The organism is Sediminibacterium goheungense (assembly GCF_004361915.1).
GTDB lineage: Bacteria > Bacteroidota > Bacteroidia > Chitinophagales > Chitinophagaceae > Sediminibacterium > Sediminibacterium goheungense.
This window is the reverse complement of record NZ_SNWP01000011.1, coordinates 750379-776276: the sequence shown is the minus strand read 5'-3', so window position 1 is coordinate 776276 and position 25898 is coordinate 750379. Positions and strand designations below refer to the sequence as shown.

Below are 25898 nucleotides of genomic sequence, written 5' to 3'. Positions count from 1 at the left end.
GTCGTAAAATGAATACATTCACAAACCCAGTACCCAGCACCTAGTACCAGTACCTAAAACCTTGGTTTTGAGATTAAACCACCTAATCATATCTTGCAGATATTAGAAAAAAACATTAGACAGATGCATAATGTATCTATCTTTTTTTAAACCTCTGGTTCAAATAACTAGAAGCAACTGTTCCGGCAAAAGCCGGAACAGTTATTCAGGTAAAAAAGTACATGCATGTTATTTCTGTTACCTTGTATATACCTGTTCTCTTTTCTGCAAGCCTTGTATCGCCTGCTGAAAAAACAGCCCCAGTATATACTGGTATTCTTTGTCATCGGTCTTCCTATTTATTTTACATCCCTCTCCCTCACTTATCAATACGGATTTGAGAGACTGGTACCTGTTTTTCAGTCATTCAAAGAATTGATTGTTCTGATTACGCTTTGTTGGCTGGTATTTGTGAAAAAAAGAGTGATTGTATTACGGCTGCCTGATAAACTCATGATCGCTTACCTGCTCTATACTTTTCTATATGTACTGTTCCCACTAGGTAATTTTGGATTCGTTGATAAGCTATTGGCACTGAAGGGACTCAGTTTTTTTCCGCTGATTTATTTTACCGGCCGTTACATGATACCGGAGATGGTGCCCATGAAACATATTTTTCATTATATCTGTCTGGTGGCTATTCTGGCAACCATCGTATTGGGTTGGGAAGTATGGCAATACCAGCATCTGCAAACACTCACCGGATATGCAGAATACAATGAACGGTTTTTTGGCGCAGAACCATCCGGTAATTTCGGGCTCAGCTGGACCTTTGAAACCAGCAATGGACTAAAAAGATTTGCCAGCTTTTATGGAGGACCACTCGAACTGGGCGCCAATATGATCCTTACATTGGCTGCCTGTCTGGCTGTTGTTACCACAGACGATCACCGTATTAAAATGAACCGTATCATTTTCATCACACTGATCACCAGCACACTGGCTATTTTCTTTGCCATCTCGAGGGCCTCACTGGTAAGTTATTTTGCTATCCTGTATCTCTATGCCATCATCACCGGTAAAAGACAATGGCTACGTATATTTCATTATGCTTTACTGGCTGCCATCATTTTTATCGCATTCTACATAAAGGGAGATATTTATGAACTGGTGATCACCACCATTAATTTCACGGATAACTCTAGCGCTTTTCACGTATTGCAATGGCTGGAAGGATTAAATGCCATATCTACGAATCCGCTGGGTCTCGGACTTGGCATGTCTGGAAGAGTAGCAGCCACCACCGGTGATAATATTGGTGGCGAAAACCAGCTTATCATCATCGGCGTGCAAACCGGCATCATCGCCATGCTTATTTATCTCGCACTCTATATATGGATCATTCAATATAGCATCAGGGTATTCAAAAGAAGCACTGGTAAAATAAAAAGACTGGCACTCTGCATCCTGCTCACCAAAATCGGACTCATCATTCCGACCTTAACAGCCAATGTAGAAGCTTATGTGTATATTTCCTATTTCACCTGGTTCTGTACTGGTTTATTGGTAACCATGGAAGATATTACTAAGACAAAAAACATTGTTTTCTCAGATGCAGCAGCGTAAAACGACTATCAGAATCGGTATCGATATCCGTGACCTGCGTGTAGCCAAGACCGGACAGAAAACCGTTTGGGAAGAACTTTGCAAACAATTCCGAAACAATACGGACCCCACCGTTGAATTTGTTTTTCTTGACGATCCTTATGATATACCTGCCGGAAAGAAAAAAGTACAGATCATATGGGGCCATATACGATACCAGTACTGGAAACAGGTAATGCTACCCTGGAAAGCCTGGCGCAACAAATGCGATATTGTTTTCTGTGGAGACTATTTTGTACCACTCATACAACCCGGATTTACCTGCATTGAAATTTTTCACGATGCTTTTTTCTTTGAGTATCCGCAACACTATAATGTGCTGTGGCGAAAACTATTTCACCTGATAGCTATGCCCGGTGCCAGAAAATGCAGCAGCATTATGGTAACCTCTCAATATGCACGTCAACAGGTGCACCATTACACGGGTATTCCATTAGAAAAACTCATAGCCATAACACCGGGTCCCAAAACATTTGCAACAGTTGAAACAATCATACCTGAACAGATACATGATATCATACAACAACCCTATATACTACATGTAGGTGTAATGGAAAAGAGAAAAAACCTGCCCATGCTCATTAATGCATTCGATCGTTATTGTGCAAAAGGAGATATGAACCGGCGGCTGGTACTGGCAGGAAAAGGAAACGGAAAACAGGATTCAGATGATACTGCAGCTATTGAAGCAGCCATAGCAAACAGCCCTTATAAAAACAGAATCATCCAAACGGGATACCTGCCCGATACATATGTGGCCCAGCTCTATCAACATGCAGACCTCTATGTATTCCCTTCTCTCAACGAGGGGTTCGGCATACCCGTGCTGGAAGCTTTTCATTTTCAGGTACCGGTACTCGTGGCCAATAACAGTTGTTTACCCGAAGTGGGAGGCGACGCAGTAATAGGATTTGATCCTACACAACCGGAAGAACTGGCATTGCTGATGCAAAAAGTATTGAGTGATGAAGTTTTACGAAAAGAAATGGTTCAAAAAGGCAAGCTTCGCCTCAAAGATTTTTCATGGGAAGATGCGGCCCAAAAATTAATGACCCTTTTCAAAAAAACAGTACCACATGGCTAAAGCAAATCCATCACGTTACCTGCCCTATGTAGATGGTCTCAGAGGTGTTGCCATATTACTGGTGGTACTTTCACATGCTGGTCTGGAAAAAATCATTCCCGGAAAACTGGGCGTAACACTATTCTTCTTCATCAGTGGTTACCTCATTACCTCTTTATTGCTGGAAGAAAAAGAAAAAGACGGACATATACATCTCTCCCATTTTTACCTGCGCAGGTTCTTTCGTTTGTATCCCGCCCTGCTGGTGATGATCTTACTAAGTGTAGCAGCTACTACCTTGCTACAATGCAGCCTTACCCTGCACGATATTACAGGTGCCTTATTGTATTATACCAATTATTATATCGGATGGTATCGTGTACCTGTAGAAGATTGCTCACGCATACTCGATATTTTATGGTCCTTATCGGTAGAAGAACATTTCTACCTGCTCTACCCCTTTCTGTTCAGCATATGTATGCAACGCATAGATCAACAACAATTGCGCCGTTTTATAATTATTGTATTGGCACTTTGTATGGCAGCACTGGCATTCAGGTGGCAGATATATACCAGTATTAAAGGAGCTGAAAATATTGCGGGACGCATTTACTTTTCATCACACACCCGTATGGACTCCATCCTGTGGGGTTGCTTATGTGCATTGGTAATCAAATATCATAAAGTCTTCTTTCAGTGGCTGCAGCAAAGAACGGTATGTATCATGGGTTGCCTGCTGATATTATGCTCATTACTCATTCCTTACTTTTTGTATAAACAACTTTTTCAGTTTACCACACAGGGTATCGGCATTTTCTTGATACTGCCATTTTTACAAACCAATACGCATACATGGTTAGTACGTGCACTCACACATCCCTGGCTCATCTTTATCGGAAAAATCAGTTATAGTTTATACCTCTTTCATTGGGTAGCCGCTAAAATCACGAGCCAGTGGTTCCCATCCTATGCGTTACAGTGGCAATGCTGTTTCTGGTTAATGGTCATCATTCTTACCCTATCTTCGTACTACCTGGTTGAAAAGCCATTTGTAGCACTGAGAAAAAAGTTTGGTTCACAAATCAAATAACAAACCACCACAGGTTACCAGTGCAAGATATCCATGTCGAATACACCTGCCATACTATTCATTCACAATACCTACCTCCAGAAAGGTGGAGAAGACACTGTTGTGCAGCAGGAAATAGAATTTCTTACCACAAAAGGATGGCAGGTACATACCCTGTTTTTTTCCAACGAAACCATTGGCAATCCCATATTACGCTGGTTGAATGCATTATCAGTATTTTTCAATCTATCTGCAGCCATCAAAGTATATAAACTGGTAAAAAAATACAGCATACCGGTGGTGCATGTACACAATTTTTATTACCGTGCATCTGCGGCTGTTTTCTGGGGAGCCAAAGCTGCTGGTGCCAGAACCGTATTTACCCTGCACAACTACCGTCTTTTTTGTTTGAATGGTTTTTTCTTCTATAACCAGACAACCTGTATGGATTGCCAGCAACAAAAAAGTTTTGCTTTAGGTATTGCCCGCAAATGTTTTAAAGGTTCGGGTTTTCTTTCACGTATGCTGGCGGCATCCACCGTATGGCATCGCCGCATAGGAACCTGGCAGCATAAAGTAGATCAGTTTCTGGTGCTCAATCCACTTCAACAGCAATCTCTGATGACTACAGGTATTCCTGCTGATAAGATCATGTTGAAACCCAATTTTCTACAAGAAACCATCCCACCCACTTCCTATGATCAGCGAGAAGATTTTTTTCTATTTGCAGGACGCATGTCTCCTGAAAAAGGAATTGTGGGATTGATCAATGCGGTGAAAGGACAAAAGATTCCCTTATTACTGGTGGGTGATGGCCCGCTGGCATCATGGATCATCACACAAACCGATGAATGGATACAATACCGGCCCAAAGTAAACAAACCCGTTTTACAGGAACTATACCGAAAATGTAAGGCCCTGATTTTTCCATCCATCTGGCCTGAAGGATTACCCTTGACCGTTATTGAGGCACAACAGGCAGGCACCATTGTAATAGCTGCCCTTTCAGAAAACCTGAAAGAAATGATACGGCACCATGAAAATGGATTCTTGTATGATGCGCTTCATCCAGACGAACTCTTACGCATCGTTGCCTTATTTCATGAAATGGATCTGAAAGAAAAAAACAGATTATCTGCCAATGCCTATGATTTTTTTCAGCAACACTACACCATTGAACAGCACGATCAATGGTTGATGAAAGCATACCAGCTTAGTATGAATCCCTAAAGAAATTGCATGAACGAGTCATCAGCCCCTAAGATAAATATTGCCGGAACCGGCATCAGCAATATAACCCTGCAGGAAACCATGCAGTTACTGGACACATGGATCGAAGCTGGCGCAAAAAAACGGGTATGTGTAACACCCGTAAACTGTGTAGTATGGGCAGCCAATAATCCCGCATTACAGGAACTCTACAACAATGCCGATCTCACACTCTGTGATGGCGTGCCATTAATATGGGCTTCTTCTTTTTTAGGAAAAGGAAAATTAAAGGGAAGGGTTACCGGACTCGATCTCTTGCCACAGTATATGGCACATTGTGCAGAAAAAGGTTACAGTCAGTTCTTATTGGGTGCAAAAGAAGGTGTTGGGGAAAGTTTGAAGCAGTGGGCCGAAAATAAATTTCCAGGAACAATAATTAAGGGCGTATACAGTCCACCCTTTGCAGAACAATTCAGTAAAGAAGAGAATGACAAAATGATCCGGATGATCAATGAGGCAGAACCGGATATTCTATGGGTAAGCCTCACCGCCCCCAAGCAGGACTACTGGATCGCAGAACATCTCTCACAATTAAATGTAAGCATAGCCATTGGTGTAGGAGGTGCTTTTGAAGTAGCTGCGGGCTTAATTCCCCGCGCACCGGTATGGATGCAAAAAGCTGGCCTGGAATGGCTCTATCGTCTCTACCGCGAACCCCACCGCCTCTACCGCCGTTACATCATTGAGGCCCCAGCTTTTTTTCCATTGATTATACGCCAGAAGTGGAGGAGGCGTTAGGCATTAGTACTAGGTGCTGGGTGCTAGGTACTAGGTTTGACCTGAGGTTAATAACATTTTCAGCCACCCTTGCAAAATATCCTTCCTCGCAATTCCCGATTTACAATCGGGATGCTCGTCAGGATGACGCACTAATCATTATTTAGGATGTGAGGGGAGATTGTTGTGATGGCAAAGCCATCACAACAATCTCCCCTCACATATTCCCCCCTAACCGTCATCCCGACGAGAACGCCGATCTTTGATCGGTGAATGCGAGGAGGTATCTTTTAGGTATAAAAAAATCCTTGGATACAAATAATACAAAGTATTTTTTGTATTATTTGTATCCAAGGATTAATTCACTTTTTAATCCTCTTAAACGCTTCGACATCTAGCTCAGGGCAAGCCTAATACTTCATACCTAACACCTAATCCCTAAAAGCTAATAGCTACTTCCTCGAAAGTACCACTCCCAATCCCATTCCCACAACTGCGCCAGCTATTGCACCAAACAGTAGACCTTCCCACCATAACCATGTATTGTTCTTTAAAGGGTATACAGGTTCATCCACCAATTGTACCGTAGGTGTTTCCTGTATGAGAGATGTTTTACTGATCTCAAGGTTTTTTAGTATTTCAGCATAAATAGTTCCCTGCAGCACTTTATCCCTCGACGATATCTCAGCCGACACTTCTGGATTGGCATAAGCCGGATTGATATCAAGCAGTAAACGATTGGCATCTGCAGCTGAATAGGTTTTACGGTTCAACATATACAGTAGACTATCAGCCTTAACCTGTAATCGGTGTACATTGGTTAATAAACGCTTTGTTTTGGTTTCAATATAAAAATCGGTAGCAGATTTCAGTAAGCGTTGAGAAAACAATACGCTGATTACTTCGCCACGCATCTTAACATTCATTTCAAAAAAACCCATTTTCTTATCCGGTTTGGCAACAGCCAATTCTTTCTGAATATGCTTCTCAATCATTTTTTTCAGCAAACTATCTTCCAGTCTGGAAGAGCCTTTTCTTAAGACCGCAAAAGAAACAGGTTTGGAAATTTTACTGCCCCATTTCTGCTGAAAACCATACAACCGGGCATATTCATCTGCCAGTGTTACATTAGCTGCACTATCGTACCAGCTCAGTAAAGTTTTTCGAATCAGCTGTTCACTTTTCAGCAGTTGTAATACATTATCACCAGCCAATATGCCACTGGCACCGGATAAATTACCTATATCTACACCAAACTGTCCGGCCAGAGCCGACATCAGTGACCCACCACCTACCGACTTCGATTCTTCTACTACAAAAACGGTTTTTGCTTCGTAAGTAACAGGTTTAATAAAGCTATACACCACGCCCAACACCATGCCTACGATCATGAAGCTGCCCCATAATTTCCAGCGTTGCAAAGCCTGTACAATAAGCCTGAACAAATTTTGCAATTCATGGGTCACTGAAAATGGCGGATCATCATTAATACTTTGTGGTAATATGGGCTCCTGTTGCATGGTGACTCCTGGTTTTAGTTCCGCAATACAGCAATCAAACTAATCAGTGCTGTTAAGGTACCGGTTAATGAACTGATTTCAATAATAGACAATCCTCTTCGCTCGGTAGCCGATCTTTCGGGTATCACGATTTTACTACCCGGCAATATTTTCGGATAGGAACGGAAGAATAAAAACTTCCGGGTTTTTCTGCTGATACCATTACTGTACTGAACATACGCTTTCTTCAGGTTACCATTATCTGTAACACCGCCTGCATCGGCGATATAGGATTTCAGGTTACCAGCATCATAACTCAATATCTGCGGATTGAATACTGCACCCTTTACTTCTACAAAATTAGTACTGCGGGGAATATAAATACTGTCATTGGGCAATAACACAAAACGTTCTCCTGATGCAAATAAATCGGTAGCTACACGCAGGTTATTCCGGAACACCTGAATATCACGCATGGTTGCATACGGACTGATGCCTCCTGCCCGCTGCAACATTTCTGTTACGGTTTCATCCCTTCTCTCGAGTGCATAATCACCTGCATATAAAATTTCTCCCCTCAGTTTTACACTGCCCGGTAATTGATAGTTCAATAATTTCGGAACAAAAATATAATCCAGCGGTTCCAGCTGTATAGAAGTTTTATTGGCATCCAATGCCGAATCTACATTCACCGTAAATAAAGTGAGTAAGCGATTGGCTAAAGTATCTGCATTATTTTTTTGCAACCGCGATACTTCTACTTTATGGGTAGCAGCATCATTGGTAAAACCACCTGCGAGCAAAATAGCATCCTCCAGCTTCATGCCCTTGCGAAACAGAATGGTACCCGGGTTGCGAACATTACCACCTACGGTAATACTCATTTGAGAAATAAGATCATTGCGTGACTGTATCACCACAGAATCTTCTCTGAATAAAGGGATATCAGCCGTTTTCCCTGCTAACAGTTCTTGCACATTGAATGATACCAATAAGGGTTCTGTTGTACCAGGTGCCTGCCTTTTGATATAACCACGGTTTACAAAAGCATCTTCGGTTAAACCATTGGCCTTTTGTATCAGACGTAATAAACTGAGCCCATCTGTAAGTTCATAATTACCCGGGCGCACCACAGAACCGGCAATCATAACACGATTCAGAAAACGTTCACGTACTTTATCTACAAAAACAGAATCCGCGTCACGGGGTATAAAATAGCTCAGATCCGTTTCAGGAATATCCCTGAACAGTCGCTCCTGCTTACCAACCTGTGCTACTTTTACAGCACCACGAAAAGCCATATCTGCCCATCCGCCTGCAAAACGCATCAAATCGGCCAGGGTTTCTTTTTCAAGCAACTCATAGATCGATGGACGCTTTACCGCACCACTTAAAGTGACTCTTTTTTGATAGATCGGATAACGGATAATATCCCTGTCCTGTAAACGTATTTCTGAATCCATCAACCCAGTTTGTAAAAACTGATAGAAGTCGATGGTTTTAACCACTTTATTATTGCGTATCAATTCAATGGCCCGCAATGAACCGTTCTTACCCGGACCGCCCGACAAATACAAAACATTAAAGAAACCGGCTAGTGAGGAAATGGTATAATCACCCGGACCATACGCTTCTCCAATCACCGTAACCCTTATGCTTCGAACATTACCCAGGGTTACCAGCAATTGGGATTGTCCGTTCGACAATGCCGGATAGGGTAATTTCAATTTGTTTTTGATTCTTTCCGTAGCCTGTTCAATCGTTAAGCCACTCACTTGTACAAAACCTGCATGTGGTAATGCCAGGTTACCTTCTCTGGTTACCCTTACCCGTTCACTCACTTCATTCAATCCTGTAATATTGAGTACGATCTCATCACCCGGACCTAACACATAATTGGCCGGCGTAGCCATATTGATATTGGGTATAAAACTCGACTGAGGATTATTGAAAAAATCGAATCCATAATAAGGAGAAGGCATACGAACATCCGGCACTTCAAATTTCCAGGAACTATCGCGAAGGAAATAAGCTGTATCTGCAATCAGGTTATCCTTGCCGAACATTTTTTTATCCGAAGCCTGTAATCGCACCAGTCTTTTTTTAAACTCAGCCACATCCGCCATGCTCATCCCCCGCTTCACCAGTTCTTTCATGGCATCATTCTCAGACATCCCCTGTTTCTGGGTCTGCTGCCATAACTGCGCCAGCTGCTGGTCGGATAATTGTCCTACCCCCTCAATCTTCCGCTGAGCCATCGTTTCCAATGCCACCAAACAGGCCAACCATACAGCAACGATATAGATAATTTTTTTCATAAAGTGTATTCGTATACAAATATCAACAAATATCAGTAAATCGCAGATGTCAGATCGCAGATCGCAGATTATATGTCTGATGTCGGATTTTTGAATGGTGCAGGTCGTATAATAGCTACTACAAATGAGCTTGTAGCTTGTAGCTTATATCAGATGTCAGATATCAGATCTTTGATTTTAGCTGATATTTTCTCTGCGTAACCTCTGCGTTCTCATGTTCTCTGCGGTGGGATTCCTGACGTCATCCTGACGAAGGAAGGAACCGCAGAGCAACGAAGGATGCAGAAGTTACGCAGGGAATGGATGATGTCTGATCGCGGATGTCGGATTTGGATAGAGTTATGACTAATTGCAAATTAGTTAACTTCCTTCGACCCTGCCCTTTGACTACGCTCAGGCAGACCTAATACCCAGCACCCTGCTAAAAAATCCGACATCAGCGATCCGACATCAGACATTTTTACAACCCCAGCTGAAATCCAAAACTAAACCTGCGGTTTTGACTCTGCACACCCGTAACCGCATCATTGCGGCTTTGGTGGGTGTAGTTGGTATAAAGATAGAAACCTGGCATCCACTGATAAGTGGCTTCGGCGTACCAGATAGAAGATTTGTATTGAAGATCGAAGAGGAAAGGAGGTTGGGGCTGCTGAAAATATTGCTGGTTCAGATTACCCGCTCCACCCTTGCGGATATATTCATAACGCAGCATGGTTTTTAAGCGTGGTATAGGTGTAAACCTTGCAAAGAATAATAGACGGTCCGAATTACTACCTATCCAATCACCCAGTACATAGTTGTTATGGGTATAGTTTTGTGCGGGATTCAGGTTACGGTACACAAATGGACGTATACGTGTATACTCTGCACCCAATGTAAGATAAGGCAGTCCAACATCTGTGGTATTGGCACCAAGGGTGTACCCCAGTTGGTTACGGCTTTTCTGGCTGTTCAACAAGGAACCAACCAATACTTCATCCACAAATAATGTAGTGTACAAATGTGTTTTCTTCAGGTGATTACGGGAACTGATCTGTAAAAACAACTGACCATTGGAACCGGCATTGATATTATCATTACTCACCAGTTTATCATAGGCCTTAAAGAATAAAATCGGAATCAGATAACCGGCTTTGATACCGTCGCTATATACAATCGATTCACCGAGGTGAATATCCAATCCTTTCACGGGTGTAAACTGCAGACTATGAGAAGCCATATACTTCGAAACATATACATCTCTTTTGCCACCAAAGGGATCCACGCCCGTATTATAGCTCCGGTTAGAATCAATCACATTCGAATTCAGCCAGGCATGGGTATAGTTAAATTTCAGCCAGCGCAAAGGTTGGTAATCGAGACGCAGATACGGATACGTAGGTGTTTTATCAGACAATACAGCTCTACCGTTCTGTCCATAACCCCATAATAAATAATCCTGTCCAATAGAAATAGAACCATTGTTCCAGGTATAGGAAATACCACCACGCAGTTCGCTGAAGTTGAGGCTTTTTTTGCTGGCAGAAATCCTGCCTACAATACCGGTAGCAGCATTGTTACGAATCGTATCAATACCACGTCCTTCTTCTGTAACATCATGAAACGAAAAATGCCAGGCCCAGTGTTTACCAGCATAACCATACAATCGGGCACCTGAACCAAAGGTGCGCAAAGCACTACCTGAACCATAGATACCACCACCACTCAATACAGGGTCCACACGCATCAGAAAGTTTTTACCACTAATGAGTAAGCCACGCCAACGGTTCCAGACATCTTTAACAAAGAATCCGGCCTTAGCAGTAGACACAGTATCCATAGCAGCCACCGCAACTTTGTCCGAAAAGTCGCGCTGATAAAAAGCCAGTTCAGCTCTTTCCAGTTTAGTAAGTTGGTCAGCGTGCGAAGCCAGGCTATCAAGACAATCTGCCAGGTACACCCTGCTCAGCGGCCTTATCTGGTCATCAAACTTTACCAACCCCTTATTCGCCATGCGATACAGGTATTCATAAATATCACTTCGGTGATGTTCATACACAGTCTGCCCCTTCGCGCAGTTAAGGGTGATCAGAAATAAGAAGGAAAATATACTGAGTTTCATGTTGGTCAATGGTGAATGGTGAGTAATGAATGGGGCGCGGTTTGTTATAAGCTGTTAGCCATTAGCCAATTTGCTGCAAACTTCACAACCCGCAAACGAATACTAAATCAAAAGATAAAAAAATCAAAAATCTAACATCTGCCATTCCAAATCCGACATCCGCGATCAGACATCCGCCATCTCAATACGCGTTCTGATCGCCTCTGAAAATATTGATGATCGTTTGGAGTATAATCTGGCAATCCAGCCAGAAGGTCCAACGGTGAATATAGTAAAGGTCGAAGTTCACACGACGCTGCATCGAGCCGGGTTCCCTGGTTTCACCCCTGCAACCATTCACCTGGGCCCATCCGGTAATACCGGGCTTTACTAAGTGACGTTGCATATAATTATCTACTGTATGCATCGCTTCTATATTCAAGGGTGTAGGGTGAGGTCTGGGTCCAACAACAGACATATTACCAATGAGCACATTCCAGAACTGTGGCAATTCATCCAGGTTCGACTTACGCAGAAAAGCACCGATACGGGTAATACGTGGGTCATCTTTACGGGCCTGCAGGTATTTACCATCCGCATCTGTATCACTGCTCTCTTCCACCATGGTACGGAACTTATAACAGGTAATCTGCTGGTTATTCAGTCCCCATCTTTCCTGTTTAAAAAATACCGGACCTTTTGAACTGAGCTTAATAGCAACTGCAATCAGTGGCAATAACCACCAGCCGATCAATACAAAAAAGCTCAGTGCAAATAAAAAATCAAAAGCCTGTTTCAGTAATTTATTCTCCAGTTTATCCAGAGGGAGCGCACGAATACTGATTACCGAAAGCTGACCAATATTGTTCACCTGAACTGCGGAAGAACTGTACTGATGAATATCCGGCAGAATACGCACCCTCACTTTATGGTAATCACAAACTTCTATACAATCCTGAATCTGTTCGGTACGGCCATTGGGTAAAGCAACAATCACTTCATCTACCCTTTCCTGTTTGAGTACTGAAGAAAGCTGTTGCACACTGCCATAATACATGCAGCCATTCATGGCTTTTTTCTGGTCGTCGATAAAGCCGATGCATTTATAACCGTAGTAATAATATTTGTTGATCGTTTCATAAAACTCATAAGCTGCCGGTGTAGCACCCACAATGAGTAAATTATCGTACAGACGCCCCTGATAAATGGCAGTATGCAGGTACTTTCTGATGATGTATTTGGTAAAAACCAGAAAGCTGAAGAGGAAGCCAACATTAATGAGCAGGAAGGCCCTGCTATAACTAACCTGCTGTTGAAAGAAAAACAAAACAGAACTGAAGAAGATGGAATAAATGATCAGCGTGTAGGCAATAAAAACAATTTCTTCCGAGTATTTATTCGATCTTCTGTCGCGGTACAATTTAGAAACGGAAGCAGAGAGGTACCATAAAATCAGGGAAAGCACCATCAGGAGATAAGGAGGTGTAACCCGGTCCCACAATCCAAACCCCGTATCCAGCCTGTGCGAAAGAATATAACTGATCCCCACCAATGGAGCATCAATAATATATCGGATTAAAGTATAGCGGCTATACGATTTTCGCATAATGATAATTGGATCTTCTCAATGACACAAACTCTACCCTTTCCGATGCCCGGCGAAAGATAAAAAAAATATCGCATATGGCCCCCGCAGGAGGGTACTGGGTGCTGGGTGCTAGGTACTAGGCCTGCCTTGAGCGTAGTCGAAGGGAAGGCTGTTAACCAACTGTTATCAAATTTTATACCCAGCATACTCCTCTTAATCAAAAATCTGAGATCTGAGATCTGACATCTGACATCTGCCATCTACCATTCCAAATCCGACATCCTCCATCAGCCATCAGAAATCTGACATCTGCGATCTGCCATCCGACATCAAAATCTGTAGCTCACCCCCATCCTCCCCGTAAAATTCAACACCTCATTCCCCGGAATCAGATAATTGGTGGGATCATACTGAACAATCCACCACTGGTAATTATAGGAACGTATAAGCCCCAGCTGGGCCGATAAAAATACCGGACCAAGTGGCCAGTCTACCTTCGCCATAGCCGACAGATCCACCCAATGCCTGCGGAAATCTTTGAGGTATTCAAAAGCCAGGTAATAGAAATCACTGTTATAACGAACCCGCTCCAACTGTAATCCTATTCGCTTCAAACCCTTCACCCAGCTAATCTCCATCGTCTGGCTATTGCTGCCCGGCCCAATCCCCGCTCCAATTGAACGCCCCCTGTTGGTATAGCCTTGACGAACATAAGGATGGGTATACCAGCTGTCCGGACTCCTGATCAGTTCTGCCGTGGGTGCCTGTAGTTGGGCCAGCTCTGCCATGAACTGAATATGTGCCTTGTTACGGGTAGCAAAAAGTTTACGGAAACCGGCCACATAAGCCCTGCGGTAAGCATCGGTCTGAATCAGGTTCCAGGGCATCAACGAAATATCCTTCCTGCCAAATTCCATATACAACTCAGCCTGCTCAGCCGGCATCAGGTAACGCACAAAAAGCGAACCCATCGAAGCTTTTTTGCCATTGCGTTCATTGGCTGTGCGGGCCCTTCCCAGAAAACCCTGAAAAGGCAATACATCCAGCGGATTCGAAATATCATTGGTATAGAGATAAGAAGCTTTGGCAATACCCAGAAACAGCCCTTTGGTCCATTTAGGGTTCCAGGTCAGCACCATACCTGTCATGTAACGGTCCTGATTGGGTTTGGGTACATAAAGAAAATTGCCGTTGTACACACTATTGATCCTCGGAGGCAGAAAACCGGAAGCTTCCAGCTTACCACCCATGATCTGTCCTTCAAAATTACCGATACCGGTACGAATGGGTTGATGGGTTTCAACTGTCCAGTGTAAAAACCCAGGGGCATTATTACTCATAACCAGGGCATTCCGGTAACCCGGTCCCCACCACAGACTTTCGGTCGACAAACCCATCGACAGGTTTTTTGTGCGATACTTCACAAAAGACTGACCAGGATAAAAACCTGCCTGCGGCTCACTACCAAAAGACTCTGGAATATCAATCGTGTTCCAGAATCGGTAGCGATCGGCCCAGGCCCTGTCGCCCTGCTGTTGGGAGAAGCCTTCAAAACTTCTGTTTTCTGCACGGGTAAATTCAGGTGCTAGTTGAACCTGGATATGTTTGCCCAAATTGGCATAAACACCTGTACTAACCAGCATTTGATATCCTCTGGAAGGCAAAAAGCTACCCCCATTCCATTCATAGGGTTGTTTGTCGTGATATTGCTGAGTCAGCTGCAAGGGTAATACACCCAAGGAGAAATTTTTGCCTTGCAAACGGGCCACCGACACCACCGGCTTATCCATATCCAGCACACTCACATGAACTTGTGCCGCATTCACCATCAAGGAACGAAGCTGCAGCGCACTATCCCCAGCCAGTTGCCGAGTTCTCAATAAATCCTTCAACCGGTCATTATGCACCTGCTGCGCAGAAGCGTATGTACCGATAAGTATAAATAGTAGTAGAAATTTTATTCGCATAGTAAGAGTAGGGTGCTAGGTACTGGGTTTGTCATGAGTCCACTCGAAGATGCCTGCCCTGAGCGGTGTCGAAGGGTTTGCTATGAAACTAGAGAAAACTTTTAACCACAGAGTTTCACAGAGGTGGTACTAGATTATTTGAAAATACGTTAATCGAAAGCCAACTTATAATTTGCGACAAATTCTCTCTCTATTCGGCCTTAGAAAAAAAGCGCCTGTCTGCCGCCAGGCAGGTAAAGAAATTCATGGAATGAAGCGTTAAGCAACGGATGATGCTTGGCTCTCTACCTAAGCTGAAGCACAGCTTCGATAAATTAAAAACTATAGCTTGGCCTTAGACTTCATCCGTTGTAGCGCAATGACATGAATTTTAGCTTTTTTTCGAAAGCCTTGATTTTTTTGTTACTTTTTTTATCAAGAAAAAAAAGTAAACGGAGAGTTTGATGATACTAGTAAACTTTCTAAAAGAAAATCAAAGCTTCTTAAAATGAAAAAGAAAATTCTGCCAAATGGCATTTTCCGGTAAAATCGGGAGCCTCCCCTCGGCTTTGCTCGGGGTAACCGGGCTATTTTTATATTATAATTTATATTGTAATGCAATCTGCGCATGCAGATTCATTACATTTTTCCCCGTCTGCCACGCAAACCCCTTCGTCCTCACCAATTCCATTTTCCCACCCAATATCCATTTATCTTTCACCCATTGAGGTGTAAAACCAAAACCGAGATCCACCCACTTTTGAGTGCGATTAACAGGGTCACGGTTAATCTGTTCAATGAAGAAGCCCAGTCTTTTGGCACCTCTTACTAAATTAACGCCGGCGAAAACAGCATCAGCACCAAAACCATAGATGGAACCCATGATCTGGTTGTCATGGGTATAACCTTCTATAATTGGATTATGTTCATACCAGTTACCAGCATCCCTGACCATCTGGTCGGGGGTCTGACTCATTTTGGTGAGTTCAAGGGTAATATCGATCCAACGGTTATCACCATGTTGGGGAATCACTTTTTTAACCCCGAAAATGTGAGCAGCTGAATGACTGGTACCCAGCAAATAATCACGGGTATTGAGTTTGTAATCGTTGTAACCGTATTCAATGTAGAATTCAAAATGTTGTTTGGGAAAGAGCCAGCGCAGAAAAAAAGAAGCTACCTGGTCACGATCCACTAAATCTTCATTGAGCACATTTTTCTTTTGGGCCGCAAGTGCAATGACAGGGAAATAGCGTTCAAAAGCACCTAAAGTACTGGTGAGTGAATCTTTGTTAAAAGTTTGTATCACCCTGTTAAAGCCTACAAATAAACCCGGTATCCATTTGGGTTGGTAGCTAATAGTTAAACCACTCAGGTAGCGCTTACGCTGTCCGAATATGGCATCAGCTGCGCGAAGGTTACGGTTTTCCATAGATCGATCACCATCGGTACGCAACCAGCCACCCATGAGTTTCCATTCAATACTACCAATGGGTGTTTTCAGGGGTCTTCTGCTACCGAGGAAAAAATGTGTGAACCCGGGCGCCTGATAGGTCATCAGTAAACTGTTACGCACCCCTGGTCCCCACCATTGGTTGGCGGTAGAAATACCACCCCGGAAGCCGCCCGCCACCAATTGCAATGTGGACTGACCGGGATAGATCCGCTGAAAAGATTTTCCATTGTTAAATCCATACTGAGCCGTAGTGCTATAAGCCGGGTTGGCGGCCCAAACCAGCTCTGGTGCCAGCTGCATTTCCACAAAACCCGCCCTCACCTGCACCCCGCCACTCAAACGGGTCTGTAAGCCCTTGGCAGCAATCAAAGAGCCATCATTCTCACTAAAAGGTAGCTGGCTGTTAAACTGGGAAAGCCAGCTAAGGGGTAATAGGCTAATAGAAGGTTTTCTAAAGCTGCTAACTGCAGAATCAGGCAGTTCTCCCAACGCGACACTGCGCAGCGCAAAACTCCGACCACTGCGGCCCTTCCCCAACAACTGCAAATCCCGCAACTGCAGGTCACGCATCATCCCTCCTTCCAAAGTCTGCGAAAACAATAAGTGTGCTAGTAAGCTAAATAGGCTAAGTAAGGTTAATTTTTTATTTAGCATGAAGGTGCTAGGAATTTGAAAATTTGGAAATTTGAAAATGGCACTCTGCGGAAATGTTTCAAGTATAAAGCTATTCTTCAAATACCGCAAATTTCCTCTTCACCGGCCTCAGAAAAAAGGCGCCTGTCTGCCGCCAGGCAGGTTAAGAAATTCATGGAATGAAGCGTTAAGCAACGGATGGTGCCTGGCTTTCTATCTAAGCTGAAGCACAGCTTCGCTTAATAATTGACTCTACCGCCTGACTTTAGACTTCATCCGTTGTAGCCTAATGACATGAATTTTAGCTTTTTTTCGAAAGCCTTGATTTTTCTTTGTTACTTTCTTTGTATCATGACAAAGAAAGTAAGCAGGGTGTTTGATGATACTACTAAACCTTCTAAAAAGAAAATTCTGCCAAATGGCACTTTCCAATAAAGTCGGGAGCCCCTACGGCTAGGCTCAGGGTGACGGAGCATTATTCATATTCCGTTTTACCTTTCTGAAAGGTAAACGTAAGCCCCTTAACTTTCTCCTTCAATAAAATATCTCCATTATAAAGATGGCTGATCTTCTGCTGTTCCGTAATCGGGGTATACACCCTTCTCGCCATCGCATCACATTCAAATTTGGCATCGGCTGTCGTCATTTGAACGGGCGGTGTTTTCTGCGACCAGGCCGAAGGACCACGCAGATAACCTACAATATCCATTTCACGCGCTACACGGCAAAAGCGGATGGCATCCACTACAATACCACCGCTGTTCGGACTATCCTGCACCGATAACCTTGCAGTAAGTTCGTAGCGGGCACCTGCAAAGCCATAGGCAACGAGGTCAATATTACATACTTTATTATCCGTACCCATATAAGCACCACCGGGACGCTGTACCACCGTCAACGAAGGACCTGCGAACATGGTCATCCCCTCCAGTCCCTTACCTCTTACAATAGACTGTCCACTGAGTACATTCTCTTTCGAAACATGTTTATTATAAAGACGGGCTTTTTCGGCCATATTGAGAAAGTCGGTATTGGCCGAGCGACCATTGATAATATGTTCCTGCCCCTGCGTAGTGCCTGCTGCCATATTCATTTGAATATGCTGGGTAACCACCAAACCGGCATCCATCATACTACCCTGTAATACTTCTGATAAGCGGCTGGCACCGTAGCTGGAGCGCATATCACTACCTACGATGGTCACTTTATGCTGAATGGCCAGCAGTTCCAATGTACGGGCATCATCGGTGGATATGAAAGTAGGCATACAGTTAATCACATGCACGCCTGCTTCAATGGCATTGGTGATGTACCATTTCGAAGCTTCTTCTGCACCTACGGGCATATAGTTGAGTAAAATATCAACCTGGTATTTTTTTAGTAAATCCTTGTATTCAGCGGCACTGATCTCATGCGCTTTTTGATCTTCCTGGAAAGTAATGGAAGGATGATAGTTACGCATATGCGGTGCAATACCATCTAATGTGGGCCCGCGAAAAGTACGGGCATTGGTTTCAATACACTGAAACTTGGAAGCAGGATCAATCACCTGCATATTACAGTTCGGCTGAGCATACAGCGCTTCCTGTAAAAAAGTATCCACTTTACGCTCATCAATATCAAACCCGAGAACAAATTCAATATCTGCAGTTTTATATCCCCCAATCTCAGGATACATCAACCCAATGGTATTATCTGGATTTCTTAAGTAGAATTCAACTCCTTGTACAAGTGCAGAAGCACAAGACCCGATGCCCGCAATGGCAACCCTTATTTTAGTAGACATGTGTATTTTATAATTGAAAAGACCGCAAAGGTAAGGAATTAGATGTTAGACATGCCCTGAACTCAGCCTGCTATGAACCTGCCGAAGTGGACTAGGTACTTGGGGATAGGCCTGCCCTAAACAGACCGGGCAGAAGAGCAATATCTAGTATTTTTAAGGGTAGAACCTAAAATTGAGACAAGAAGCACCAAACTATGAGAATAATAGTATCATTATCAATCAGCTCACCACTCTCCTAACACCTAACTAATCTTCATCGCTACCACATTCCCTTCATCCTTCTTCTTATCCAGTTCAGCAAAAACAGAATTATTACTTACGAATTCTGGCACCAATTGCTTCATTTTAGCTACCATATCCATTGTATTAGCCTTCTGTTTGGCGAGACGAATCAGAGCAGCAAATTCATCCTGAATAGATCCAATTGCATTGCTCCTTACTTTTGCGATCATGATTTTTTCATGGTAAGTAGGTAAAGTATTTTCTGAATCCATTAACAATTCTTCATAAAGTTTCTCACCCTGTCGAAGTCCGGTATATTTTATATCAATATCTATTCCGGGTACATAACCATACAGACGAATCATTTTTTTTGCGAGATCAACAATGGGAACAGGTTTGCCCATATCAAACACAAAAATCTCTCCCCCGCTACCCATACTACCTGCCTCAAGTACCAATTGGCAAGCTTCCGGAATGGTCATAAAAAATCGGGTAATATTGGGATGGGTAACCGTAACCGGACCTCCCTTTTCTATTTGTTCTTTAAAACGAATAATTACTGATCCATTGGATCCTAGTACATTCCCGAAACGGGTGGTAATGAATTTAGTGAATTTTTCATTTTCCCCACTATTGGCTGAAGAGTGATAAAGTGATTGTACATAACACTCTGCCAATCTTTTCGAAGCACCCATGACATTGGTAGGATTAACAGCTTTATCTGTCGATACCATAACAAAACGCTGTACATGGTATTTTACAGAAAGATCCGCAATAATCTTGGTCCCCATTACATTTGTTAATACTGCTTCTGATGGGCAAAGTTCCATCATCGGAACATGTTTATAAGCTGCTGCATGATACACATAATGTGGCTCATACATATCAAACATTTCCTGCATTCTTTCTTCATTGGTCACATCACCTAAATACGTTATGCATGCAGTACTAAAATTCAGCTCCTGTAATTCAAGTTCTAAATGATGGAGTGGAGTCTCTGCTTGATCACAAAGAATAATGGTTTGAGGCTGGAATCGTAATAATTGGCGAACGATTTCGCTTCCAATTGATCCTGCGGCGCCAGTTACCAGTACTCTTTTCCCTTTAATTTGATTCGCTATTTTTTCATTATTGATACGAATAGGCTCTCTTTCTAATAAATTTTCAATTTTAATAGTTTGCAACTGTCGAGCAGAGAATTCGCCATTTATCCATTTGTCTAATGGAGGGACGTTCAAGACTTTAATTCCATGATCCAAGCAAAAATCAACTAATTCATTTTTTTTGGACGGAGCTATTGCAAAAGCTGCTAAAATAATTTCATCTATTTTTTGGCCTAAAGTCAAAGCCTGAAGATCAAGTGTGTGATGAATTCTAATTCCGTCAACTACTTTCCCTACTTTTCTCATGTCATCATCAACAAAAGCCATTACATTAACATTAGATGTGGCATCATGCTCTAATACTCTCTTTGTAGCAAAACCTGCTTCACCTGCACCATAAATAATGACTGTTTTACGATCCATTTTGTAATTGCGCAGATAAACAAATACATACTTTATAAGTACACGATAGGAAATAAGAAATAAGAAACTAAATAATCCATAAATAATCAGTGTTACGTTAGGAAATGCTAATGCGCCACCAGTATTAGTAGAAACAAGCCCTATAAAAAATAAAACAGATGTTGTCATCAGTATTGCATAACAGATTCGGAGTGCATCCTGAATACCCGTATAGCGTATAATGCCGGCATAAGTTCTGAAATTGATAAACACAATAGAATTAATAAGAAGAAGTATTAATACGTTTCCGCTCAAAACCTGCCAATCCATCGCTTCGACTGATAGATTATAGCGAATTAAATGTGCAAATACCATGGCGAATCCACATATAGCAGAATCAATAAGAAAAACAATCCACCGAGGTACAATGTTAATTTTCTGAAACATAAGTTAAAGTTATCCTGTAGTGTAACGAACAAAAAGCCGTTGAGCACCTTCAAACCGCAGCCTAAATATAATATATATAGTAAGAAATGCAAATAAAGGTATTAAAGCAAGCCAAATTTGTTTGGAGGTAAAGCTATAAACAACAAACATATTTAATATCAATTGCGCTACAGCAAATAATAAACTTACCTGAATATGTGTCCATCCCGCTTCATTTGCCAGATATTGATAAAAGTGTGACCGATGAGCTTGCATCAAAGGTTCTTTTCGGAAAATCCTACAAGTGATTGTAAACACTGAATCAATCCCATATATTCCCAAAAAGAGTATCCACCAACTAAAGTTGGTTGAGATAGTGATTTTCAACAATAAAAAACAAAAAATGAAAGCCAGGGAAACGCTTCCGACATCTCCCGAAAAACATGCTGCTTTTTTTCTTACATTAAAAAAACCAAAAACGAGTAACGAACTAGATAAAGCAATGAAAAGTTGATCAGATAAGACCGAAGGTACTATTTGCTTTACCCAATACATACTACCTAATGTTACTATTGAATACAATACCGTAATCCCATTGATTCCATCCATAAAATTGTAAGCATTTATCACACCTGTGATTAAAATGAACAATAATATTATGCCCATCATTGAAAACTGAGCAGAGAATAAGTATAACATACTTGCAACTGCAATACTTTGTAATAAAAGTCTAAGCTTACTATCTAGATTTCTGATGTCATCTATAAAGCTGAGTACAGAGATTAATAATAAAGCTAAAATTAATAGCCATTTTATGGGTTGTTCATTAAATATCCCGACAAGTATCGCAATCGGGAAAATAATACCTCCCCCCCTAATAGTTACTAAATGATGGGAGCTTCTAGCGTTGGGTTTGTCTACAATTGCATAGTATCGGGCTATTTTAAAATAAAGCCATTCTATACCTACCCAAAATAGAATCAATATGGAATATCTAAGAAGCATCTTTGAATGATTCGATTGTTTTTTTTAATCCGTCTATTGCAGTTATTGGCATTGCCGTCTTTAAGACTGATTGTAATTTACTGTTACTAACGATATAACTATCTGTAAGTTTATGCAATCGCTCAGAGTTAAGCGGTAAAGGGATAATATCCCCAACTTTAGCAACGCATTTAATCAACGCAGGTGATACTTTCCAAAGTCTACCCCTTTTACCTAAACTACTGGCAATGATTTGAACCAATGTCTTCGTACTTACTGGTTGATCATCTGCAACATTATAAGTACCTGATGGTATCTCCATCCGCTTATTTAATTGATCAATCACAAAACAGAGATTGTCTATAGATAAGAAAGAACGTTCATTGTTAAATGCTGCTAAAGGATATGGAACACCATTTTGAACAACTTTATACAACAAATTCAAATTTCCTTTATTACCCGGTCCATGAATCATGCATGGTCTTAATATATATAACCTCTTTTCTGACGGTAAAGTATATTTTAGCAAATACTCCTCGGCTGCTAATTTAGACTTTCCATAATCGGTAATAGGCATGGGCTTCATATCTTCTGTTATTGGCCTATTCGATGTATCTGCAGATGCTTTTATGGAACTCATGTAAATAAAAATTGAACCCTTAGAGGCCAAAAAAGCATCAAATAATTGCTGCGTCAATAATGTGTTTGCATTGTAATACTCCTCTTTATTCACCACCCTTCTAAGGTCATGGGCTTTGCCTGCCAAATGAACAATTGTACGTATCCCATGATTGTCTAAGTAAACCGAATCGATTAACGTATAGTCGTTTCCTTCAGTTCGTGAGAATGGAACAGCATCAACTTGTCTTTCGTGGAAATAATTGAGTAAGTTTTTTCCTACAAAGCCAGATGCTCCTGTTATGAATACTTTATTCATAAATAATTGCTAATAGAAGCAGCCATTTCTGCATTTATTTGTTTGCGGCTAAAAGATTGAATAAAATCTTCCCTATTTTCTATGTGATAACTGTAATTCCTGACCTTTTCCACCAATTCGTTAGGGGCAGCAGGATGGACGAGTATGACATTGGAAACATACTGTTCGATAAAAAAACGAGCATAACCATTCACACCTGCAATGACTGGGCGTGGAAAGGCACCTAGTTCAAACACTTTGGAAGGAAGAACTTTTTCAAATGCAGTATAGTCATTCAAATGCATCAACAAATAGTGTGAACGCTTGTATATTTCCAATAACTCAGTTCGCTTTACTGGTTTTTCAATAGATACATTCGATACTTGCTCTTGTAAAATCGCCTCTTCTAATAATTTTCTGGCACCTCCGTCCCCAATCACTCTGAAATGATACCCAACTCCTAACTGCTTAGCAGCTTGTGGTATTATTTTATGTAGCCCTTGCCCCTCTCCTATATTACCTGCATAGGTAATTACGATATGACTAGAGTTTAACAATTCCTCAAAATTAGAAAACTGAATAAATTCCTGGTCAATACCATTAGTATAATAACTATAGTTTGGTTGCGTATATTTTGAAAAATATCCCTTGAACCCAGCAGAAATAAGATTGATATGGCTAGCGTAGTTAAATACCTTAGATTCTATCTTTCTCAATACAGGTAATAAAAACATTTTCACAAACGAGTTAGAGATCACATCGTTCACGGTATCAGTGAAAATATCCCTGATATCTAAGTATAAAGGTATTTTTTTATTTGAAGCTATCTTGTAGCCTAGATAAGCTGTGAATAACCTCGAGGAGGAGGCTACAACAAGATCATATTCTGTGTACTGAATTTTTTCCATCACTTCCTTATAATAGTGATAGAAAGCTTTAATCTGATCAATGAAACCGCTTTTGTGTGAAGGCAGTATGATTCTGCGTATACGTAAATTGCCATTATGCTCATCCTGCGGCGCTTCAACAGAAAAGCTACTATATCGGTTGGGTACAGTCGTGATCACATCAACAATAGCCTTTCCTTCTAATTGTTTGGCTAATTCCCGTGCTAAAGGAGAATTTCGAAAAGAACCTGCACATAAATCAGGTTCAAAATAAAAACTTAAGTATAAAATCTTTTTCATACAAATTGAAAAGTAAAGCTACTAAATAAAGAGGCTTTATATTCAAATCTAATACCTTTCTGAAACTGATGGTAAGAAAGAGCGTAAACTCCCTCGCGAATTGATATATTATTAACTCCTGTCAGACGTATAGTTAAGCCGTCATATGTAAGTGTATCATCTTGATGATTAATGGAAATACCAGATGCAAATTGGATATTACCATTAGATATTAAGCTCATAGAAAAAGGATGCTGAATTTCATCCTCGATTATGAAACTGTGTTCATCTTGCTTTATAAACTTTCGGTTATGCTTACAATTACTGTCAAAAAAATGTTCGATCAATAGCTGAATACCATCAAGATTGTTCTCAATATTCTTAACCATTGCTCTTTTCCCAACCCGAAACCCCCCCCACACATCGCTTTGATTAAGACCATTGAATGAAATGGTATTATGGGCACTCGTTCCTCTTTCTATATTTCTTTGTTCAGAAATAGCATAAGTGGATGTTCCAGGATCTACAATAACTTGTTTTCCATTATACCACAAACAATAAGAAGATATATCGGCATGAACATGCCCTGGTTGATAAGCTGGCTGCACACCTCCTGTTTTGATCAATACTTCCCAATTTGATCCTTTCATCTTTCTAAATCCGGAATCGCTAAGTACAATGCGCGCAGGTGTAATATTCAATATATCTGCGGCCTGATTCAAAGCTTGTGTAGTGGGTGCAATATTTTCGGCCGCATCATTCATTAATGCCCAAGTACCATCCGGAAAACTGTATGTTTTCATCCATCCAAGCATTTTCGCTGCCTTTTCTTCCAAAAACGCTAGCGAGTTTATATTGAAGGATCTTGCTTTTCTAGCTACATTAATACAAAGTAAGAGTTTACTTAATAAAATACTCTGATACATTACGCTACATTCATAGTGTCCACCATCTGAAAGAATCTGCTCATCTAATTGAGTTACTAACAATTGATAAGATTTTTCATAAAGAGATCGATCTGATAGGTAAATAGAAGCTATAAATAAACTGAATGCATTTTCTAATAAATGATTAGCAAGTAAATGATACTCCAAATTATGATCGAGGTAATCAATCTGTTTTTGCAATGCTTCAAGAACAACAGTATCTGTGATGGGATAACGCGAATGAAAGAGCAAAGTATTGATTACACGTAGTGAAACAGGATAAGGTTCTGGTTGAACATGGGACGATAATAATTGATACGAAAAATCCTTTAGTAATCGAAGTCGTTCTTCAGAAGGCAAGGTTTCATCTAATAAGTAAGAGAAGTACTGCAGATTATAGTTCCATAATTTTCCATGATTTTGATAATTCCAATCAATAGAGTCTCCAAAGGATTGTTTTAAACCTATAAACTCGAATCGATTACATCCAAAATACTCTTTTTGGGTTGAGCATAATATAGAAGATACTTCTACATCGAGTGTCGCAAAATTTCTTTGTAGATATTTTCTATACCAGTGTATTGAAATGAACCGATTTTTAACCCTATACCATAATTGATACTGCCATTGAATTCGCTTGATGTAACGCAGCGTATGGAATAAACGCAAAAATCTAAGAAGCATT

17 protein-coding genes are annotated in these 25898 nt (G+C 41.3%); 5 read left to right on the top strand and 12 right to left on the bottom strand.

The features are described 5' to 3' along the window. The first annotated feature begins 225 nt into the window (after positions 1 to 225). From BC659_RS11035 to BC659_RS11015, 5 genes are read left to right on the top strand one after another with little or no spacing between them, the layout of a single operon-like run. Positions 226 to 1605 carry an O-antigen ligase family protein gene (locus tag BC659_RS11035; RefSeq protein WP_133474811.1) on the top strand — a complete coding sequence of 460 codons (1380 nt, stop codon included), beginning with the start codon at positions 226 to 228 and terminating at the stop codon, positions 1603 to 1605. After that, positions 1592 to 2728, top strand: coding sequence for a glycosyltransferase family 4 protein (locus BC659_RS11030; RefSeq protein ID WP_133474810.1), 1137 nt, complete (start codon positions 1592 to 1594; stop codon positions 2726 to 2728). The genes BC659_RS11035 and BC659_RS11030 overlap by 14 nt, the downstream gene beginning before the upstream one ends. After that, positions 2721 to 3797, top strand: a complete 1077-nt coding sequence (locus BC659_RS11025; RefSeq protein ID WP_133474809.1) for an acyltransferase family protein — start codon at positions 2721 to 2723, stop codon at positions 3795 to 3797. Before BC659_RS11030 ends, BC659_RS11025 begins: the two co-directional genes overlap by 8 nt. Before the next feature lie 33 nt (positions 3798 to 3830). Beyond that, entirely contained in the window at positions 3831 to 5006 is a 1176-nt protein-coding gene (locus tag BC659_RS11020) for a glycosyltransferase family 4 protein (RefSeq protein ID WP_133474808.1), read from the top strand. A gap of 9 nt (positions 5007 to 5015) precedes the next feature. Beyond that, a complete protein-coding gene (locus BC659_RS11015; protein WP_133474807.1) occupies positions 5016 to 5783 on the top strand; it encodes a WecB/TagA/CpsF family glycosyltransferase in 768 nt (255 codons plus the stop codon). A 431-nt stretch (positions 5784 to 6214) separates the two neighbouring features. Here BC659_RS11015 and BC659_RS11010 read toward each other — a convergent pair whose 3' ends face one another. The 12 genes from BC659_RS11010 to BC659_RS10955 form a co-directional block, all read right to left on the bottom strand. Next, the gene (locus BC659_RS11010) at positions 6215 to 7282 is read right to left on the bottom strand and encodes a Wzz/FepE/Etk N-terminal domain-containing protein (RefSeq protein ID WP_133474806.1); all 1068 of its coding nucleotides are present in this window, start codon (positions 7280 to 7282) and stop codon (positions 6215 to 6217) included. 14 nt (positions 7283 to 7296) lie between these two features. Then, the gene (locus BC659_RS11005; protein ID WP_133474805.1) at positions 7297 to 9579 is read right to left on the bottom strand and encodes an SLBB domain-containing protein; all 2283 of its coding nucleotides are present in this window, start codon (positions 9577 to 9579) and stop codon (positions 7297 to 7299) included. Positions 9580 to 10039: 460 nt separating this feature from the next. Then, on the bottom strand, positions 10040 to 11680 hold the full coding sequence (locus BC659_RS11000) for a hypothetical protein (RefSeq protein ID WP_133474804.1): 1641 nt from the start codon (positions 11678 to 11680) through the stop codon (positions 10040 to 10042). 181 nt (positions 11681 to 11861) lie between these two features. After that, positions 11862 to 13265, bottom strand: a complete 1404-nt coding sequence (locus tag BC659_RS10995) for an undecaprenyl-phosphate glucose phosphotransferase (RefSeq protein WP_133474803.1) — start codon at positions 13263 to 13265, stop codon at positions 11862 to 11864. Between the two features lie 311 nt (positions 13266 to 13576). After that, the gene (locus tag BC659_RS10990) at positions 13577 to 15214 is read right to left on the bottom strand and encodes a capsule assembly Wzi family protein (RefSeq protein WP_133474802.1); all 1638 of its coding nucleotides are present in this window, start codon (positions 15212 to 15214) and stop codon (positions 13577 to 13579) included. 577 nt (positions 15215 to 15791) lie between these two features. After that, positions 15792 to 17303, bottom strand: coding sequence for a capsule assembly Wzi family protein (locus BC659_RS10985; RefSeq protein WP_133474801.1), 1512 nt, complete (start codon positions 17301 to 17303; stop codon positions 15792 to 15794). A 454-nt stretch (positions 17304 to 17757) separates the two neighbouring features. After that, entirely contained in the window at positions 17758 to 19068 is a 1311-nt protein-coding gene (locus tag BC659_RS10980) for an inositol-3-phosphate synthase (RefSeq protein WP_133474800.1), read from the bottom strand. 242 nt (positions 19069 to 19310) lie between these two features. Further along, the gene (locus BC659_RS10975; protein ID WP_133474799.1) at positions 19311 to 21242 is read right to left on the bottom strand and encodes a polysaccharide biosynthesis protein; all 1932 of its coding nucleotides are present in this window, start codon (positions 21240 to 21242) and stop codon (positions 19311 to 19313) included. A gap of 9 nt (positions 21243 to 21251) precedes the next feature. Continuing rightward, positions 21252 to 22226 carry an MraY family glycosyltransferase gene (locus BC659_RS10970; RefSeq protein WP_133474798.1) on the bottom strand — a complete coding sequence of 325 codons (975 nt, stop codon included), beginning with the start codon at positions 22224 to 22226 and terminating at the stop codon, positions 21252 to 21254. Beyond that, positions 22216 to 23142 (bottom strand): NAD-dependent epimerase/dehydratase family protein, encoded by a 927-nt coding sequence (locus BC659_RS10965; RefSeq protein WP_133474797.1) that lies wholly within the window; start codon positions 23140 to 23142, stop codon positions 22216 to 22218. Before BC659_RS10965 ends, BC659_RS10970 begins: the two co-directional genes overlap by 11 nt. Continuing rightward, the gene (locus tag BC659_RS10960; RefSeq protein ID WP_133474796.1) at positions 23139 to 24308 is read right to left on the bottom strand and encodes a glycosyltransferase family 4 protein; all 1170 of its coding nucleotides are present in this window, start codon (positions 24306 to 24308) and stop codon (positions 23139 to 23141) included. Before BC659_RS10960 ends, BC659_RS10965 begins: the two co-directional genes overlap by 4 nt. Further along, complete coding sequence (locus BC659_RS10955; RefSeq protein WP_133474795.1) at positions 24305 to 25897, bottom strand: heparinase II/III family protein; 1593 nt, start codon at positions 25895 to 25897, stop codon at positions 24305 to 24307. The genes BC659_RS10960 and BC659_RS10955 overlap by 4 nt, the downstream gene beginning before the upstream one ends. Position 25898 lies beyond the last annotated feature (1 nt).